The organism is uncultured Phascolarctobacterium sp., from assembly GCF_958349595.1.
GTDB lineage: Bacteria > Bacillota > Negativicutes > Acidaminococcales > Acidaminococcaceae > Phascolarctobacterium.
The window spans coordinates 44649-59569 of sequence record NZ_CATWDQ010000009.1; the positions used below are offsets into that span (position 1 = coordinate 44649).

The following is a 14921-nucleotide window of genomic DNA, read 5'->3' on the forward strand; positions in this document are numbered from 1 at the left end:
GTGGCAAAGAATGTAGCGGAAACCAGAGTAAAAATATCTCTGACGGACGGCATGAGCGCTGGGCTATTAACGGCACAGAAAAACTTAACCGGACTGAATCGGGCTGCTTCGTCTACATCAAGTATTTTTAAAGGCGTGACGATGCAGGCGGCAGGACTGACTGCGGCTTTGACCGGACTGTATGGAGTTTCCGAAGCGGTAGGGAACCTGATCAAGGCTCCGTATGAATTCGCCAAAAACATGGAAACCAATCAGATCGGCATCAGCGGTATTCTGCAGTCGATGACAAAACTGGACGGCAAAACGCTGGAATGGAATACGGCTATGCGGATATCCGGCGGCATTTTACATGACCTGAACGATGCGGCCCTGCGAACGGCAGCAACCAGCGAAGATTTGATTGAGGCATTCAGGGCGCTTTTAGGGCCCGGTCTTGCTGCAGGCATGAACATTGAACAGCTGAAAGAATTTACGACTATCGGTACCAATGCAGTAAAGTCTATGGGCTTGCCCAGAAATCAGATAGTGCAGGAACTGCGTGACCTGGTACAGGGTGGGATTCGTCCGCAGTCGAGTACACTGGCAACATCTTTGGGTTTGACTGACGCCGATATCAAGGCTGCAAAAGAAAGCAGCGAAGGCCTGTATGCGTTTTTGATGAAGCGCATGGAAGGATTTAAAGCAGCAGCACTGGCTACACCGAAAACCATGGCTGGATTGCTGGATCAGATTAAGGAAGGATATACCCGTACTGCGGCAGACGGAACGGCCGAAATCTACAGTTATTACAAAGAGCTTCTGGGGAAGGTAGCTAATCTGTTTTTGGATCAGGAAACTTTTAAACTGGACGAGGACCTGATTAAAAATGTAAGTGCTTTTAGTACCCATGTTGTAAATGCTGCCAGAGGTTTGGAAAATGTGGCCAGCGCAGGCTGGACTGTTATAGGGCCGGCCCTTGAAACAGCAGGGACGGCGGCCGGAGTTTTGGCAGATAATACCGAGCTAATCGTCAAAGGATTTGCAGCGTGGAAGTTGGGGGGTATAGTTTTTGATCTTGGCAATGTCGTAACCCAAACAAATAATGCGTATCAGGCGCAGACTTTGCTTGGTACTGCGGTGCAAAAGGTCAGCGGCTATTGGAACACCAACAAAATAGCGGCGCAGGGAGCATACCAGCAGGAGATACAGGCGGCAGAGAATGCGGCGGCGGTGATCAACCAGACTGAGCGTCAAAAACAGGCGGCAAAAAGGCAAACAAAAGTTGTTGAAGAGGCTTTTAGCAAAGCCATAAGAAATAATAATTCTGTTCTTGCCATTGAGCTAAAAATGGCAGCGCAGCATTATCAAAACTTGGGATTATCGGCCGAAAAAGCCGGGCAAATGCAGTTACAGGCGGCAAAAGTGGCTGCGAAAGGGCAGTTGGATCTGGCGAAACAGATCCTTGATACTCAGGAAAAACATATTCTGGCCGCTAATGCGGCGCTGGACCATGGCAAGAAACTGCAGGGATTACAAAATAAAGCCATGCTTTTTGGGGGAACACTTACAGGACTTGGTGTTACTGTACAAATGCTGTCAGATGACACGGAAAGTTTTTCGTATAAACTGGCGGGAACAGCAGTCAACGCAGGAATTACTATAGGAGCAATAGGAACGCTTATAGGATGGCTGGGAAAATTGGCACTTGCCTACAAGGAAGTAGCCACAATGGGTGCTGCGGCTGGATTACTTTCTACTGTCGGTATTGTCGGTGCTGGTGCTGTTGGGATAGGTGCGGCAATTGGTGCAGGAACTGTGGGGATTTATGCAGCAAAAGAAGGACTAAGCTTTGAAGACCTTGTTGACAGATGGACTGCGACACCACAATCCAGAGAAGAAGAACGGCTGGAAAAAAAGAAGAAATTTAGGGCGGAACAAGATGAAATTGCGGCACGCCAAAAAGAAATTGACGATGCTAGAAAAGCCGCGGAAGAAGCTTCGCGGTTGGCTTTGAACAGTTTTGGCGGCAGTGATGATAAAGGCAAAAAAGCTAAGGGCGGTAAGTCAGAAGCAGAGAAACAGGCTGAAAAGGCATTAAAAGAGCTGACGAAATGGCAGGGCAAGGTAAATGAGCTTGCCGAGGATCTGCAAACTAAAATAACTGAACAGACTGGTTCCAAACTCGATATAGCCACAGCTTCGCTGACGGCAGAACTGGAAAAAATGAATTCTACCATCGAAAATGCGAAGGTGGCGGGTGTTGATAATGAGGCGTTAAAAAGTGTTCAGGCCCAGATAGATTTATACAAAAAATTAAAAGAAGAGCAAAACAATCGTGACTGGATAACCGAACAGCATAAACTGCGGATGGATAACCTGCAGGCAGAGGAAGATGCACAGAGCCGGCATATCAGCGTAATCAACGAAATGCGAGTCCGGGAGCTTGAACTCTACAAGGAGAAGCTGCAGAAAGAACTTGAAGCAACTAATCTGACTGAGCAGGAAAAGCTACGGCTGCGGCAGGAATTTGCAGCTGCCAATCAGGCACTGCAGGATGCGCAGGCGACCGACCTGAAAGCGTCTTGGGACAATGCCATGGAATACATCAAAAATAAGCAGTTCAATCAGTTTGAGACTATCAAAGGCGGCTTTGATGACATACTAAGTACGATGACTAATTTTGGGCAGAATATGATCACGGAGCAAAAGTCTTTTTCAGAAATGGCAGACAGCCTGTTCAAAGATTTAGCCAACAGCATTATGAACACGATGTCGAAAGTTATCATGCAGGGGCTGGTAATGAACTCTATCATGAGTATGTTCGGTATGGGTAGCGGCATGTTGACTAGTGCTAACGGTATTCGCTATCAGGATTTTGGCGGTACTATAGTGTCCAATACTCCTTCTAGCCTAATACAGTTTAGGGCTAAAGGCGGTTATGCCAGCGGATGGAATATTGTCGGTGAAAAAGGGCCGGAATTGGTCAATTTCAGTTCTCCGGGACGCGTTTATACCGCAGAGCAGACCAGAGCTGCTTTAAGCGGGAATGCGGCAGGTGGAACAACAAAAATTATTGTGCAGCTGGAAAACAAGAGCGGTACGCAATTAAAGGCATCCGAGCAAAATACTACCTTTGATGGAAAGAACTATGTAGTATCGGTACTGCTGGAAGCGGTGACGACAAATTATATGGGAACGCAGAATATTTTAAGGGGCGCATTGGGAACGCCGTAAGGAGCTGAGAACATGGCAAATGTTATTTTCCCGGATATTCCGGCGCCGTCGTATCCAATCAAGGAAGATCCTGAGGACAATTCCATTATGTCAACCTTTGAAGATGGAACGACGCAGGCGCGGCGGCGATTCACTAAAAGCCGTATGACATTTGGCTTGACGTGGAATTCATTATATACGGATGAATATCAGAAGTTGAAAGACTTTGTGCAGAAAAAGGTTTATTTTGCAGCGGTAGCTTTTGAATGGACAAATCCTCATACAGGTATAACCTATACGGTGCGCTGCACAAAATTCAGCGGTAATCTGAAATATACAGACTATTACAGTGTTGAGATGACGCTGCAGGAGGTATGAAGTGTTACAGATATCAGCAGTCATAAAAGAATTGAAAAATAAGTTATCAAGTGACAGCTGTTGGATTTTGTTACTGGAGCTTGATACCAAAATAGAGGGGCTGGAACCGATCAGAGTGGCCCGCAATAATGAGGATATTGCTTATCGTGGCAACACCTATATTGCTTTCCCGCTGGAACCGCCGACGATATCGGAAGATGCTACCGGAAGCATACCATCTTTTGAGTTGTCGATCGATAATACTTCCAGGGCGGCTACGTGGTACATGGAGGAGGGCGAAGGGGCTATCGGCGGTATCGTGAAGCTGATGGTAATCAATACTTCTGCTATAGATGAAGATCCGGTACTGGAAGAGGAATTCAAGGTACAGAAAGCAGTAGTCAACGATAAGTTTATTACGCTGACGTTATCTGTTGATTACTACATCAATTCCAGGCGTCCGGTAGGGCGCTTTATGAAGAATAACTGCAATTTTAAATATAAAGGATTGCGCTGCGCAGCGACATCTGATCTGCCGGAATGTGATCATACGTTAACCGCCTGCCGTGAGCGTAAGAATAGCGCCAGATTTGGCGGGTATCCTGGTATAGACCAGAAAGGGGTATACGTATGATAGAGTATGCAGACTTGATCGGCGCACCATTTAAATCACATGGTCGCGACATTAAAACAGGCGTTGACTGTTATGGACTGGTGCAGGAAGTTTTCAGGCGTGAAGGAATAGAACTGCCGGAATTTGACGCAGATTATAACGACTGCAAAAAAATAAACGCTATCGTTCGCGGGGAAGAGGAGCGGGCGAGCATATGGCGTCGGCTGGAAGTTCCCAAAGTACCCTGCATCGTGACTATATCTTTTGGCGTAGCCAGAAGCGTTATCAACCATACCGGCGTTTATATCGGTGGCAATAAGTTTATCCATATCAGGGAGAATATCGGTGTTTGTGTAGACGATATAAATAGTCCGGCGTGGCGCAAAATAATCCACGGCTATTATGAGTACATCGGGAAGGAGTGAAAGCGGTATGAATGACAAGATCAGAGTAGTCATTGTCCGCAATCCGTTCCAGCCTGATGAGAACAGGGAAGTACATCTGCTGGCACCTGATGAACATAAAACACTGCAGGACTGTATAAGTGCTTATGAGGCGATCTATGCCGGCAGTGACGGCTTTAGAGTAACTGTCAACAGTTATGTTGTCGAAGACTTTAGCAGCGCAGCCAAAGCGGGTGATTTTATAGTGATGTCACCTGTAGTTGGCAAAGGCGGCAAAAGTGTTTTGGGTTTGATCGCTGCCGTGGCGCTGTCAGTAGTATCTTTTGGCGTTGGTGGTTTGGCGGCAGGCGGATCATTTTGGGGAGGCCTTGCAGCAGCTTCTGGATGGGCCGCGGTAGGTGGTTATCTTGCGGCAGCAGCGGTTATGTTTCTGGGCGGCAGTCTGGTATCAAAAATGTTTGCCGGTAAAGTGGATGTAGGAAAATATAATACCGAAGGCAGTGAGGCGACTTATAGCTGGAACGGTATCCAGACTATGGAAGGGCAGAACAATCCAGAGCAGCTTACATATGGCAAGGTCAAAAGCGGTGGACAGAGCATAGCGAAATTTGTGGATAACGATAATAACGATCAGTATTTGAACTGGCTGATCGCTGCCGGAAGCGGGCCGCTGGAAATAACAGAAATCAAATTGAATGATAATGATATTGGCAATTATGAAGGCGTGAAACTGGATATACGACCGGGAATCAATGATCAGGCGATCATCGACAATTTCAACGATATCAGGTCTACAAAAAGTCTTGGCTATGAACTTGAAGGTGAGTGGCGGCAAGATGTTGTTACCGGAAGCGCTACACAGGGAATAATTATTGATATCGAATTCAGCCAGGGACTATATCATGCTGATGACGACGGTAACCTGGTTAATGCATGGGTTGATTTGGCGGCTGATTATGCCTTGCGTGGCAGTGGCGAATGGAAGCCTATTGTCAGCGGTTATACTCTTATAACGTCAAATCCTGTCAACGCCGTTCTTATAGACGATTCTGCAGAACTTGGAAACTGGAAGATCAGAGTAAATAGGGTGAAATCAGAAACTACAGATAGTGATGGAGATACTATTAAACAAATTTATTGGCGGATTAGTGTTGGGAAGCCAGATGCAAAAGACGTCTGGATTTTTGCTGGTATTTCTGGTACTTTCGGTTGGTATTCCGACTCATTTTCACCGGGTGAAACAGGCAGTATCAATGTCGGGCCATTTAGGTTTGATAAACAAACAATGCAGGATAAAGGTGATGGCTATAGCACCAATATTGGAGTATCTAAAAATGGACGTGTAACAGCAGCACAATCATCAGCTGTGCGCCGCAGCTTCCGCATCGATAATATCGCTCCCGGAGAATACGACGTGCGTGTAAGAGTTGTAGGCAGGTCTGCATCCACGACCAGTACCCGTGACGGGGTGAAATGCTGGTGGACGATGGTAGAAGGTATTGTCTATGATGACTTCATTTATCCTGACATGGCGCTGATCGGGATTAAAGCACTGGCAACCAGCCAGTTGAATGGTACACCGACTTTAACCTTTATGAAAGAACGTGCTAATGTTTGGGTATGGAATCCATATGCAAAAGCCTATGAAGAAAAACCAGCCAATAACCCGGCGTGGGCCGCTTATGACTTTATTCATCAGGCGTCACAACTAACAAATATTCACACTGGAGAGCTTGAATTTGAAGTGAGAGGCGCCAAAGCAGAGTTGATGATGTATGACAAATTTGCTGAATGGGCAGAGTTCTGCACAGAATACAAATTGGAGATCAACATTGAGATCAATACTACCGGACGTTTATTGAATATGGTAAATGAAAAAATAGCGCCTATTGGGCGCGGGTTGGTATTGTGCTTTGGTACGAAGTTTGGATGTATTTGGAACGGACCAAAACAGCCGACACAGATGTTTGGGATGGGTAATATCATTCAGGGTACTTTTGAAGAAAATTTCATGCAGTTATCGGACAGGGCGAATGCTTTGGAGATAACCTTTACCAATAAACAGAAAAACTATGAACGCGATACGCTGGTAGTTTACGGCAAGAGTTATGACGATCCGGATGCCTATGATAATACTACGCAGGTATCGTTTGACGGTATTACCAGCTATGAGCAGGCCTATCGTGAGGGCAAATTCCAGCTGTGCTGCAATCAATATCTGACACGTACTTACAGATGGAAGACTGACATTGATGCCATAGCTTGTACAGTTGGCGATTTGGTATATATCAGCCATGACGTTACCAAATACGGCACGAGCGGACGCATTATTGCAGTAGAAGGTCCGAATATAACCTGCGGCGCCTTTATGGAGGACTATGATCCGGCAAAGATGTATCGATTTCAGTATCGATCCAGTGAAACTGATAATATTTATAAAATTAACATTTTACAAATCACCGTTAATGCTGATGATACGCGGTTAATCGTCGATTTGCAAAGCGTGGCAGAGCCGCCTGCAGTTGGAGATATTTTTGATATTGCCGAAGAAAGTATCGGTACCGTACCGGTTATTATCCAATCTATCAACAGGGATGGCGATCTGCGGAGACAGCTCGAAGCTATAATCTACAATGAAAATGTCTATAAAGAAAATTATAACATTCCTGAAATGGATTACAGCACGGCAGAGCAGGATGTAGCGGTAAATGTCATCAACCTGCAGGGTAATCAGGTTTTGTACTGCGATCCTATGAAAACGCGGCACAGCAGGATGTTCCTGTCGTGGCGGCTGCCTGATGGTGCAACAGCGACAAAGTTCAGTGTGCAGCTATCTTCTAATGGTGGGACCACATGGACTGTCGCCGGAGATACAATATCGACAAGCTTTGAAACAGAAACAACGCCGGGACTGGATTATCTGGTAAAGGTAGTTACGGTGTTGGGATTGTCGACTTCTACAGGCACAGTGATCTCTATTCCAGCGGCTACTGTTGATTTGCTACCGCCTAATGTTTTGCTGATTGACCATGATCAACTCAATGACGGTACCCGGCGGTTTTGGTGGACTTATAATTATCCAAATCCTAATGATGTCGCAGGATTTAAACTGAAATATATTCAGGGCAGCTATCCGACATGGGAGAAAGCGACAGATCTGCATACGGGACTTGTAACGCTGCAACCATTTGAAACAAAGGCTTTGTGTCAGGGTGTGCATACGGTAATGATCAAGGCGGTGGATAATGCTGGGCAGGAGAGTTATATGCCCACTTACGCCATATTGAACCTTGGCGATCTGCTGGAAGAGAATGTGCTTTATAAAGTAGATATCACGGCTGATAACTGGTCGCATACAGTGCATAACGGCGTGGTCCGGACAGATGGACAACTGCACGCCCAGCAGAATGTTTATTATTGGCAAAACTCAAACGTGCAGGCGTGGACAGCACCGACACTGGCGGCATGGCAGGAACGTTATAGCTCTTTTAACTTTATTTATCAGGCAATAGCACCTGCCAGCGGACAGTTTTGGCTGCAGTATGAAATTGATGGGCCAGCAGCCATTGAACATAGAAAAGTTGGTGATAAACCTGTGTGGAGCATACCGGAAGCGTCGGCTTGGGAAAAACCTCAATATCCTGCGTGGTTGGATGATACTACGATCTATAAACCTTATACCGGTAAAGTTTTGGTAAGAGCAGGAGACACAATTCAAGTAAGGGCTTCGGCGCAGGAGAACGTTGCCGAAGAAACAGTAATAAAAACTATGGATATGTTTATTGATGTTCCGGACAGAGAGGAGCATTTTGAAAACCTTAATGTACCCGAGGACGGCGTGACGCTGGATATCAAAACACCGCATTACTATACAACGGCAGTAAGGATTGATGCCGTACAGGACAGCACCGTCGGTGCTGTAATAATAAGAACGGCTATTATCAGCCGCAATCCGTGCAGAATAAAACTGCTGGATATAAATAATAACCCTGTCGCAGGCGTGGTTGATGTAACATGGCAGGGATTTGAAAAGGAGCTGATTTAAAGTGGAAGTACCAAAGTTTATAAAAGGCGTTGCAAAATACTTTACTTACGCCAGTGATAGTGGCGAAACAACGCCGACGACGCAGGCTGACCTGCAGGAATTGATGAAAAACAATAATACCATCTTAGAATGTCTGGTTGATGGTCTTTGGCAGGCTGAAAAAGAAATGAAACTGAACCAGATAATCAGATCACCGAACATGCCTGCAAACACTGTTGCAAAAGTGACGTCGGTTGGTGTTACGGGAACGACTGAACCGGAATGGCCTGAAACGGTTGAGGCAACTGTGAGTGATGGCAGCGTTACGTTTAAGATGGTTGAAAACATTACGAATACTTTTAGATCAAACATTATAGTATCAAACGGCACAGCGGCAGGTAGTAGCGGTAGTGTAAGTTTTGGTGTTTCTCCAGCAGGTGAGACAGTACAAGCGAGAATTGGTACAAACAATTTAGGTGGATTATTTTATAATACAAGCACAAATCAACCTCATGTATTTAGAATTGGAACTAACAACGATGTGCTTAGCATACGTGATGCCACCTCAAAGATGGCTTTAATAAGTAATAATAAAGCTTTCGCAACGGTAACTCATGAAGGCGTTGCGAAGTGGCTAGGTAATGCAAATACCGCTACGAAGTTAGAAACCGCTCGCACAATAAACGGTGTGGCTTTCGACGGAACGAAAGATATAATTGTAGGCTCCAATCCAGTGGGAACAATAATCGCCGTGGCATATACAGGGGTGCCGGAAGGATATATGCACTGCAATGGTGCAGCGGTTAGCCGTACTACTTACGCTAATTTATTTAGTAAAATCGGTACAACTTATGGTGCTGGCGATGGTAGTACTACATTTAATTTGCCTAATACTGTAGCTAGATTCCTAGAGGGCGGCATAGGTGCCGGAACTTACTACGAAGCTGGGCTGCCTAATATTACTGGTAATATTTCAGCATTTAAATCTAGTATTAGTGGTGCGTTTGTAGGAAGTAACAATACTAACAGATACGATGGTTGGAATGATAACGAAGATGAATATGCAGTATCTACCAGTTTTGATGCTTCTCGTAGCAGCACCATTTACGGTGCAAGTACTACTGTGCAACCGCCTGCTATGACTGTAATTTACTGCATTAAATATTAAGGGGAGAATAAAGATGAAATTATATTATTATGACGAGAACGGATATTATAGTGCAATGTCAGAAGCGTTTTTAGACCCGCTTGAAACAGAACTGCAAGGGAAAGAAGTGTGGCTTATACCACCGCACGCAACAACTATTGAGCCACCATCAAGCGCAGATGGACACATTATAAAATTTAATGGGAAGACATGGGAACTGGAAAAAATGCCTGATCCGGAGCCGGAACCAGAACTTACGTTAGAAGAATTAAAAGCCCAAAAGCTTAAACTTGTTGATGCATGGACAGCAGATAAAATTACTGGCGGTTTTACTTCTCGATGCACCGGTAGCCCTGTGAGGTATGATAGCGACAGAGATACACAAAACACAGTTTCTAGCGATCTCAACACAATCTATCTTTCGCCTGAAAAGTTTAACGAAAATTTCCCCAATGGATACCCAATGAGAGGATATCCAGAAAATGCAAATATTAAGCAGGTATATTTTTTAACAAAAGAACAGTTATTGCAGTGGAATGTTGATCTAGGTCTTCACAGAGGCACTTGTAAACAGAATGGTTGGATAAAACAGGCTGAAGTAAATGCAGCCCAGAGTAAAGAAGAACTGGACGCTATTATATTAGATTAGGCGGTGCATTGATATGGCAGAAGGAGATACTAGAAGAATTTTTGAACGGTTAGATCAAATGGGACAGGAGCTAACTAGGCTCGTTGTCTTGGGTGAGGCGAAAAATAGACAATGTGATCAGCAAGAAAAAAAAATTGCCGATCACGAGGAGCGTATAACAAACTTAGAATGTCAAAGCGGCTGCATCCGCGGAAACGTAAGTTTACTGGCTTGGTTGGCGACATTAGCGGTAGCTGTTTATGGTGTGGTTATAAAGTGAGTGATAAAAATGTTTAATAAAATAAAAAAGTGGATAGAAACAGGACTGAATAAACTGCCTAAACTAAAAAGAACTACCGGTAATTTATGGCTGACTTATACGGCAATAGGTCTGCTACTGGGGACGATATTGATGTATATCGGCACTTGGGTATATTTTACGTTTTGGCTGTATAAGGCTGGGCTGGCAGAGTTGAGAGAGATTATTGTGCTCATGGCTGGCGCACCATTTATAACAGTACTATGCCTGTTGAGGAAGGGGACAGTAGATAAAGACGGCAATGGCATAGCTGACGAAGATGAAAAACAACCCGAAAGAAGGCCGCGTAATGACTTTAACGACAGATGAAGCAATACAGGTATTGGAAGCTATACGCAACTGTTTAGATCCTCGCCGGGTGAGATATGGCGCTGACTGGCGAAAAGATAAAGCGTTATGTATGGCTATAGAAAAATTGAAAGAAGATGATCAGAATGGATAACCCATTATATGTAAGTAAGCATTGGAGCGTGACAGAGTGGGATTGCTGGCGACGTAGCAGGAATGAGTATGCATGGGACGAAAATGGTCGACTATGTACAAATGATGAAAAGACTGCTAACTTATTTCGTATTTTTGATATGCTGAGAGATTGGAACCCTAATTGGGTTATCAACACTACCAGTTACCATGAAGAGTATGGCACCAACTTTAAATCAGGCTTCAGAACAGTAGCTGATGGAGTAAATGCTGCTTGTGGCGGTGAAGTAGGCAGTTACCATACTCGTGGCTGTGCAGCTGACATCCATATTTCAGGGCAGGACGATACTGATACTGCATTGGCAGACACGGTCATTGCGGCAGCTAAAGCATGGGGAATAGAGGATCAGTTAGGCATCGGATATTATGGAAACTGGATTCATGTTGACACTCGAGGCTATACATCAAGATGGTAAAGGAGTTAGAAGAAAATGAAAAATATTATTGAATGGTTTATTAAAACGACAGAAGACTTAAAGGGATTTGACGCACATTTGCAAGAGGAAATGCAGAAATATGCTAATAAGCAATGTAAAAAATCTTTTCTGGCCGGAACGATCATTGGAGTAGTACTTGGCATTGCGGTAAAAGCGTATATATTCTAATAATTTCCACAGAATTAACTTGTACGCTGTTTTATTGTTAAAATCAGTATTAATATTCGAGCGTATAGAAAACGGCGTACAGGTTAAATATTGAGGTGGTGAAAATGCTAAATGAAGAAAAGCAAATCAAATATAGTAAAAACTTTATTATTGTCTGTTTTATTGCTGCTTTTATTGTTATGGCCTTTAACTGGCTTGGCGGCAGAAGCAATAAATCAGGAATCGGTATATATAATAACGGAAACGGAACTGGCGATGTTGGAGCAAAACTCCAACAGGCTATTGGAAATCAGCAAACAATTAACGACGGAATTAGAGACAGCCAGGCAACGGTTGAAAATATCGGAACAAGCATCGACCGAAGCCAAACTGCAGAAAGAACTGCTGCAGAAGCAGTTGATCGAGCAGCAAGCCTTGTTGAAGAATCAGGAAGACTTGCTGCAGCAAACACAGAAATCATTAAAAACATCCGCTCCAGAGGCCCTGCGGGAAATTGGGATGAAGATGGACGTAGAGAAATATATCAGGGGCATTAGTTATGGGGTAAGTAAACGTATTGTTAATAATAAGTATATAGGCCTTCGCGGAGAATATGACTGGAAAGACAATCAATTTGGGATGTGGTTGACTTATCAGTATTAAGGCTGGTGATTTTATGGAACCGTCATGTTTGCGGACCAGGAAGACGCTTGAAGATATACCGACTAAAAATGAATTTTGGGAAGTAATTAATAAAGTAAAGCTGACACCTAGACAAATGGAAATACTTGAATTAAGATTTATTGATGATCTGCTGGTTTATGAAATTGGCGAAAAGATGGGAATATCACGTAAAACTGTAGAAAGGGATTTACGTGATTGCTATAGAAAAATAAAACGAATACTTGAAAAGTAAAAAAACGCTCCTTTTGGAGCGTTTTTATTTGACATCATAGGTTATATCCATTATAATAAATATAGGATATAACCTATAAAGGAAGGCAGTGAAGGAATGCAGGGATTTGAAGTTGTTTTTTATGAGAAGGAGGATGGGAGTTGTCCGGTCGAAGAGTTTTTAAAAGGACTGGATGCACCGATGGAAGCTAAAATGCTTAGAACAATAGAGCTGCTGGAAAATAATGGACATAATTTAAGAGAACCGTACTCCAAAGCCATTGGCGACGGCATATTTGAACTGCGTGCAAAGGTTTCATCTGATATAACTCGTGTTTTATTTTTCTTTGCAAAAGGTCGCCAGATTGTCCTCACTAATGGATTTGTAAAAAAGACTGATAAAACACCGAAATCTGAAATTGATCGTGCGCAAAAATTTCGAGCTGAATATCTTAGTAGAGAGGAGGGATAATATATGGCTAGAAAATTTAGAGATTTTTTAAAAGAAGAATTGAAAAAACCTGAAATAAAAGCAGAATTTGATGCATTAGAGCCCGAATTTACAATTATCCAGGCTCTGATAGACGCAAGGAAAAAATCTGGATTTACTCAAATTGAATTATCAAAAAGAACAGGTATAGCTCAAGCAGATATAAGCAAAATAGAAAAAGGTAATGCAAATCCATCAATTAAAACACTTCAAAGATTAGCTGCTGGAATGGGAATGAAATTTAAAATAGAGTTTATTTAAAAATTATTGATAATATTATTTATTCTTTAAAACAAAAATAAAATAACATTAATTAAAATACACCTGCTAATACAGGTGTATTTTTTTGTCTGAAAAATGTCCGAATTATGAGGTTTTTATCTGCATAAGTTTAGAGATAATACAGGTATGAAACAAAACGGAGGCGATAACAATGTATGTAAATCCTTATGCTCCTGTTAATCCAGCTATGCTGGGAATAACACAACAGCGACTAGCGGCAGGCTTCCAACAGCAGATGCCACAAGGATATCAACAGCAATTTGCTCCTATGCAGCAGATGCAGCCAATGCCGCAGGTTATGAAGGGGCGAATTGTAGCAAGCTTGGATGAAGTAAAAGCCGCTCAGATAGATTTGGATGGTAGTTTTACTTATTTTCATTGTCCGGCGGAAAACTGCATTTATGCAAAAGCCATAGACATCAATGGTATGCCGGTAATACAAACATATAAGCTGTCAAATGATCAGGCCGCAGCTCCAAAGCGTTATGCTGATGCTGAAACTGTAGAAGCACTGCAGCAAAAGGTTACATCACTGGAAAGATATTTGAAAGGAGAGGTTCCAAATGCAAATGAATCCGTTCACAATGATGCAAATATTCAACCAGCTTCGCAGCAATCCAAACCCAATGGAAGCAATGCAGAAAATGCTGGGGAACAATCCCCTGTTTGGGCGCGCAATGGAAATGGCCAAAGGCAAAAGCCCTGATGAATTAAAAGAGACTGTTATGAATATTGCCAAACAACGTGGTATTGATCCACAACAGGCTCAGCAAATGCTTTCTCAATTCGGTATTAAAATCTAAAAGGTGGCCACCGGCAGATTTTAAGCAATAAATCTAAAGGAGATGTTCTATATGACTATGGAAGGTACTGGCGTAATGCCTGTATATGATTTGAATAACCGTACCGCAGCAGCAGACGGCGCAGGTTTTGGCGGCGGCTGGATGTGGGTAGTAATGTTATTCTTCCTGCTTGCCTGGGGCGGCGGTGGATTCGGTGGTTTCGGAGGCGGAGCGAATGGTGCTGTAAATACTTTGACTAATGAATTTCTTTATACCAACCTTAATAATACGTTGGATCGTGGCTTTAATCAGCTTGCTAATCAAAACTTTGGCATCCAGCAGGACCTGTGTCAAGGCTTTAGTGGCGTCCAGGCCGCTATCGCTCAATCAAGTTTTGCTGCACAACAGTGCTGCTGCGAAACTAATCGCAACATTGATGCGGTTCGTTATGAAAATGCTAAAAACACCTGCGATATTACTTCCGCTATTCATGCAGAAGGTGAAGCAACTCGCGCGTTAATGACTGCAAACGTAATGCAGGAATTGCGTGATCAGCTGCAAGCTGCTCAACTGCAACTTGGTAACGTTGCTCAAACTACCAACATTATCAATGCAGTACGCCCGTTCCCGCAACCCGCTTATATCACTTGTAGCCCTTATACGGCTATGAATGGCTATGGATGCAACGGCTGTGGTAACTGCTAATATCCGCTGAATGCGTGACG

18 protein-coding genes are annotated in these 14921 nt (G+C 43.5%); all 18 read left to right on the forward strand.

Annotated elements, in window-relative coordinates; genetic code table 11:
• The 18 genes from Q4G98_RS07990 to Q4G98_RS08075 all read left to right on the forward strand — a co-directional run bounded on the left by Q4G98_RS07990 (position 1) and on the right by Q4G98_RS08075 (position 14901).
• On the forward strand, positions 1-3213 hold the full coding sequence (locus tag Q4G98_RS07990; protein WP_301961918.1) for a hypothetical protein: 3213 nt from the start codon (positions 1-3) through the stop codon (positions 3211-3213).
• A 12-nt stretch (positions 3214-3225) separates the two neighbouring features.
• Entirely contained in the window at positions 3226-3570 is a 345-nt protein-coding gene (locus tag Q4G98_RS07995) for a hypothetical protein (RefSeq protein WP_298564389.1), read from the forward strand.
• A 1-nt stretch (position 3571) separates the two neighbouring features.
• Positions 3572-4183, forward strand: coding sequence for a hypothetical protein (locus Q4G98_RS08000; RefSeq protein WP_298564390.1), 612 nt, complete (start codon positions 3572-3574; stop codon positions 4181-4183).
• On the forward strand, positions 4180-4587 hold the full coding sequence (locus tag Q4G98_RS08005) for a C40 family peptidase (protein ID WP_298564392.1): 408 nt from the start codon (positions 4180-4182) through the stop codon (positions 4585-4587). The genes Q4G98_RS08000 and Q4G98_RS08005 overlap by 4 nt, the downstream gene beginning before the upstream one ends.
• A gap of 7 nt (positions 4588-4594) precedes the next feature.
• Positions 4595-8611: a phage tail protein gene (locus Q4G98_RS08010; RefSeq protein ID WP_301961919.1), complete on the forward strand. Its 4017-nt coding sequence runs from the start codon at positions 4595-4597 to the stop codon at positions 8609-8611.
• Position 8612: 1 nt separating this feature from the next.
• Positions 8613-9758: a phage tail protein gene (locus Q4G98_RS08015; protein ID WP_298564395.1), complete on the forward strand. Its 1146-nt coding sequence runs from the start codon at positions 8613-8615 to the stop codon at positions 9756-9758.
• Between the two features lie 13 nt (positions 9759-9771).
• A complete protein-coding gene (locus tag Q4G98_RS08020) occupies positions 9772-10386 on the forward strand; it encodes a hypothetical protein (RefSeq protein WP_298564396.1) in 615 nt (204 codons plus the stop codon).
• A gap of 13 nt (positions 10387-10399) precedes the next feature.
• Complete coding sequence (locus Q4G98_RS08025; protein WP_298564398.1) at positions 10400-10645, forward strand: hypothetical protein; 246 nt, start codon at positions 10400-10402, stop codon at positions 10643-10645.
• Between the two features lie 9 nt (positions 10646-10654).
• Positions 10655-10993: a hypothetical protein gene (locus Q4G98_RS08030; protein ID WP_301961920.1), complete on the forward strand. Its 339-nt coding sequence runs from the start codon at positions 10655-10657 to the stop codon at positions 10991-10993.
• Positions 10974-11126, forward strand: coding sequence for a hypothetical protein (locus Q4G98_RS08035; RefSeq protein WP_298564401.1), 153 nt, complete (start codon positions 10974-10976; stop codon positions 11124-11126). Before Q4G98_RS08030 ends, Q4G98_RS08035 begins: the two co-directional genes overlap by 20 nt.
• A 139-nt stretch (positions 11127-11265) precedes the next feature.
• Complete coding sequence (locus Q4G98_RS08040) at positions 11266-11580, forward strand: D-Ala-D-Ala carboxypeptidase family metallohydrolase (RefSeq protein WP_298564402.1); 315 nt, start codon at positions 11266-11268, stop codon at positions 11578-11580.
• A gap of 15 nt (positions 11581-11595) precedes the next feature.
• Positions 11596-11769, forward strand: coding sequence for a hypothetical protein (locus Q4G98_RS08045; RefSeq protein WP_298564403.1), 174 nt, complete (start codon positions 11596-11598; stop codon positions 11767-11769).
• A 104-nt stretch (positions 11770-11873) separates the two neighbouring features.
• Positions 11874-12305 (forward strand): hypothetical protein, encoded by a 432-nt coding sequence (locus Q4G98_RS08050; RefSeq protein WP_298564404.1) that lies wholly within the window; start codon positions 11874-11876, stop codon positions 12303-12305.
• 119 nt (positions 12306-12424) lie between these two features.
• A complete protein-coding gene (locus Q4G98_RS08055; RefSeq protein ID WP_298564405.1) occupies positions 12425-12664 on the forward strand; it encodes an RNA polymerase sigma factor in 240 nt (79 codons plus the stop codon).
• Positions 12665-12760: 96 nt separating this feature from the next.
• Positions 12761-13114: a type II toxin-antitoxin system RelE/ParE family toxin gene (locus Q4G98_RS08060; RefSeq protein WP_298564406.1), complete on the forward strand. Its 354-nt coding sequence runs from the start codon at positions 12761-12763 to the stop codon at positions 13112-13114.
• Between the two features lie 3 nt (positions 13115-13117).
• Positions 13118-13393, forward strand: coding sequence for a helix-turn-helix domain-containing protein (locus Q4G98_RS08065; protein ID WP_298564407.1), 276 nt, complete (start codon positions 13118-13120; stop codon positions 13391-13393).
• 172 nt (positions 13394-13565) lie between these two features.
• Positions 13566-14120, forward strand: a complete 555-nt coding sequence (locus Q4G98_RS08070) for a hypothetical protein (protein ID WP_298564408.1) — start codon at positions 13566-13568, stop codon at positions 14118-14120.
• Between the two features lie 148 nt (positions 14121-14268).
• A complete protein-coding gene (locus Q4G98_RS08075) occupies positions 14269-14901 on the forward strand; it encodes a hypothetical protein (protein WP_298564409.1) in 633 nt (210 codons plus the stop codon).
• Positions 14902-14921: the final 20 nt, after the last annotated feature.

Excerpts from the sequence above, each read along its gene's own strand:
- Q4G98_RS08005 (WP_298564392.1), top strand. The coding sequence starts at position 4,180 with ATGATAGAGTATGCAGACTTGATCGGCGCACCATTTAAATCACATGGT.
- Q4G98_RS07995 (WP_298564389.1), top strand. The coding sequence starts at position 3,226 with ATGGCAAATGTTATTTTCCCGGATATTCCGGCGCCGTCGTATCCAATC.
- Q4G98_RS08025 (WP_298564398.1), top strand. The coding sequence starts at position 10,400 with ATGGCAGAAGGAGATACTAGAAGAATTTTTGAACGGTTAGATCAAATG.
- Q4G98_RS08010 (WP_301961919.1), top strand. The coding sequence starts at position 4,595 with ATGAATGACAAGATCAGAGTAGTCATTGTCCGCAATCCGTTCCAGCCT.
- Q4G98_RS08045 (WP_298564403.1), top strand. The coding sequence starts at position 11,596 with ATGAAAAATATTATTGAATGGTTTATTAAAACGACAGAAGACTTAAAG.
- Q4G98_RS08020 (WP_298564396.1), top strand. The coding sequence starts at position 9,772 with ATGAAATTATATTATTATGACGAGAACGGATATTATAGTGCAATGTCA.
- Q4G98_RS08075 (WP_298564409.1), top strand. The coding sequence starts at position 14,269 with ATGACTATGGAAGGTACTGGCGTAATGCCTGTATATGATTTGAATAAC.
- Q4G98_RS08040 (WP_298564402.1), top strand. The coding sequence starts at position 11,266 with ATGCTGAGAGATTGGAACCCTAATTGGGTTATCAACACTACCAGTTAC.
- Q4G98_RS08035 (WP_298564401.1), top strand. The coding sequence starts at position 10,974 with ATGACTTTAACGACAGATGAAGCAATACAGGTATTGGAAGCTATACGC.
- Q4G98_RS08070 (WP_298564408.1), top strand. The coding sequence starts at position 13,566 with ATGTATGTAAATCCTTATGCTCCTGTTAATCCAGCTATGCTGGGAATA.
- Q4G98_RS08050 (WP_298564404.1), top strand. The coding sequence starts at position 11,874 with ATGCTAAATGAAGAAAAGCAAATCAAATATAGTAAAAACTTTATTATT.
- Q4G98_RS08055 (WP_298564405.1), top strand. The coding sequence starts at position 12,425 with ATGGAACCGTCATGTTTGCGGACCAGGAAGACGCTTGAAGATATACCG.
- Q4G98_RS08065 (WP_298564407.1), top strand. The coding sequence starts at position 13,118 with ATGGCTAGAAAATTTAGAGATTTTTTAAAAGAAGAATTGAAAAAACCT.
- Q4G98_RS08030 (WP_301961920.1), top strand. The coding sequence starts at position 10,655 with ATGTTTAATAAAATAAAAAAGTGGATAGAAACAGGACTGAATAAACTG.
- Q4G98_RS08060 (WP_298564406.1), top strand. The coding sequence starts at position 12,761 with ATGCAGGGATTTGAAGTTGTTTTTTATGAGAAGGAGGATGGGAGTTGT.